Source organism: Syntrophorhabdus sp. (genome assembly GCA_012719415.1).
GTDB lineage: Bacteria > Desulfobacterota > Syntrophorhabdia > Syntrophorhabdales > Syntrophorhabdaceae > Delta-02.
The window spans coordinates 1-2,732 of record JAAYAK010000252.1 but is presented as its reverse complement, the minus strand read 5'-3'; the positions used below and the strand labels follow the sequence as shown (position 1 = coordinate 2,732).

The following is a 2,732-nucleotide window of genomic DNA, read 5'->3' as shown; positions in this document are numbered from 1 at the left end:
GGTTTCCAAATCCCGTGCTTACGATCGGAAACTACGACGGAGTTCACGTCGGCCACAGGCGCATCATAAGGAAGGTGGTGGAGAAGGCCGCCGAGATATCGGGCACACCGATGCTCATGACCTTCTTCCCCCATCCCCACAGCGTTCTCAAACCCGATTCCTATATCCGGCTCATAACGCCCCCCTCGGTAAAGGAAAGGCTCGTAGCGTCGAGCGGTATCGAGGTGATGTTCCAGATACCCTTTGACGACCATCTGCGCTCCATTGCTCCCGAGACTTTCATCGACGATATTCTTGTGGAAAAGATCAGGGTCGCCGGTGTCATCGTGGGCTATGATTTCCACTTCGGAAAGGGCGGGGCAGGGGACGTCGAGATGCTCCGCGAGTTCGCCCGCAGGAGAGGTTTCTACTTCGACGTTGTCGAGGCCATCACCATTGACGGCGAGAAGATCGGGAGCAACCGGATACGGAGGCTCATCATGGAAGGGGATGTGAGGAAGGCCAACGAACTCCTTGACCGGCCACACATGATCGAGGGGATCGTTGTCCACGGCGTGAATCGAGGAAAGAACATGGGTTTCCCCACGATCAACTTTGAGACCGTCTTCGAGCTTATCCCCCATAACGGTGTATATATAACAGAGGTCGAATTCGACGGAAAGAAATGGCCGTCAGTGACGAACATCGGTTTCAACCCCACCTTCGACGGAAAGAAGCTCCTCGTCGAAACCCACATCCTGGGTTACAGCGGCGACCTCTACGGCCGCGACATCGTTATCTACTTCCACGACCGCATCAGGCAAGAGAAGAAGTTCAGCGACATGACCGAACTGAAGGCGCAGATAACGGCAGACGTCGAAACGGCAAGGCGATACTTTGAAGACGGTTCCAGGGAGTAAAGACCGTTTCAGGTTTCAGGTTTCAGGTTAAAAGCCAAAGAAGGAACACAGGCTTCGTAAGGGTTTCGATCCTGTCGGACAGGCCGAAGGTCTCTTGGCGCCTTTCTTTCCCTGTCATTTCGGTGACTGAGGACACAGTGACGAGGAAGAGGGATACCGCAATGATGGCCCATACGGTGTCCGGGAAGATCGGAACCTTTACATACAAATGCCGCCTTTGTCTTTTGCCTGAAACCTGAAACCTGAAACCTGAAACGGTCTTTACCTCGCCCCTATCATCACGTACACCCCCCCGATGATGGGGTCCGTGTCGTTCCTGTCGTGGAGGATCTGGATCATGTGGTCCTGGATCCTCACGTGTTTCGGGATGAGCTTCACGCCGCTCGCTGCGTAGACGTCCTCGGCTATGACCATGCCCGGTTTGAGCTCGTCAAGGGCGATCTTGCACTTGTTCGCGGCGAATTCGCGGTCATTCTCGACGATATACTCGGCAAGGGAGGACGCGACGGCAGGATCGAGTATGCGGTTTGCGGATTGCCTGATCTCGCGCAGGATATCGTCGCGGCCGTGCCCCGCTCGGCACAGGTCGCCCTGCATGACGATACCGCGCAGGACGCGCGCGCCGGAGGGTATCTCGTTGCCGATGAGGCCGTCGGGTGTGCCCGAGCCGTCGAAGTTCTCATACTGGTGGTAGATGGCATCGGCGGCTGTCTTGAATCCCGATATGGTGGATATGATGAGGGAGCCGATAACGGGGTGCTGGTTGTAGATGCTGCGGTCACTCATGGCCATGGCGCTCTTGCTCTTGTCGGCGATGGCGTCGGGCAGACCTATCTTGCCGATCTCGTGCAACTGGGCCCCGAAGAGGATCCTGGCTGTCTCTTCTTCGTCCGTTGCCATCTTTGCGCAGATGAAACGGGCTGCCTCCCTGGCGGCCTGGGCCCGGTCGGCGGCGCCCGGCACCCGCACGTCGATTATCTTGAGAAGTATCTGGGTGAGTTCCTTGAAATTCCGCTCCAGGGTCTGATTCACCTCAGCAAGCTTATCCTTTTCGTCGACAAGCTCATTCTGAAGCTGCTTGATCCTGAGGAATGCCCGGATCTTGCTTGTCAGGATGACGGGCGGGGTGGATTTTTCTATGTAGTCGTCCGCGCCGCACTCAAAGGCCTGGACCTTCAGTTTTTCATCCTTCTCCGCGGTGAGAAAGAGGAAGAACGCCGGGGCGGTCTCGGGGGTGTTGCGGATGTTGCGGCAGAATTCCATGCCGTCGAGCAGGGGCATGTCGTAGTCGCTCAGGATGAGGTCGGGAAGGATGTCCCGGGCCTTGTAGAGTCCCTCCTGTCCGTTGGCTGCTTCATAGATCTCGAAGTCGGGATAGCGGGCGAAGAACTTCGCGAAAACACCGCGGAACTTACTGTCATCATCTACGAGAAGTATGCGCACCACGGGGTTCCCCATCATTTGGCCTCTATCTTCGGTGCCACCTCCGGGGACGCGGGGGCCACCGTTTGCTTCTGTGGCGTGACAGCGGGAGCCGCAGGAGTGATGGTATCCGATGGCTTTGGCTCCGTCGTCGCGACAAGTATGCTCACCCTCCTGTTTCCGAAATCGAGAGGCTTTTCGGGGTGCTTGAGGTTTCGGTCGGCAAAGCCGCGCACCTGAACGATCTGGCCCTTCCCGACCCCGTTTTGTTCGAGGATGCGCCTGGCCGCGTTCGCCCGGTCCGCGCTCAGTTCCCAGTTTGTATAATCGGGGTTCACGTAGGGACGCGCGTCCGTGTAGCCCTCGATCATGACCTTGTTCTTGAGGTGCCCCACCTCGATGGCGACGAGT

The 2,732-nt window shown here is 57.4% G+C and carries 3 protein-coding genes; 1 reads left to right on the top strand and 2 read right to left on the bottom strand.

Annotated elements, in window-relative coordinates:
* Positions 1–899: bifunctional riboflavin kinase/FAD synthetase (locus GXX82_15045; GenBank protein NLT24355.1), on the top strand; the 899-nt coding region annotated here is incomplete at its 5' end.
* A gap of 261 nt (positions 900–1,160) precedes the next feature.
* Here the strand turns inward: GXX82_15045 and GXX82_15040 are convergent.
* Together GXX82_15040 and GXX82_15035 are read right to left on the bottom strand one after the other, a co-directional pair.
* The gene (locus tag GXX82_15040; protein NLT24354.1) at positions 1,161–2,360 is read right to left on the bottom strand and encodes a response regulator; all 1,200 of its coding nucleotides are present in this window, start codon (positions 2,358–2,360) and stop codon (positions 1,161–1,163) included.
* Positions 2,357–2,732: OmpA family protein (locus GXX82_15035; protein ID NLT24353.1), on the bottom strand; the 376-nt coding region annotated here is incomplete at its 5' end. The genes GXX82_15035 and GXX82_15040, both read right to left, overlap by 4 nt.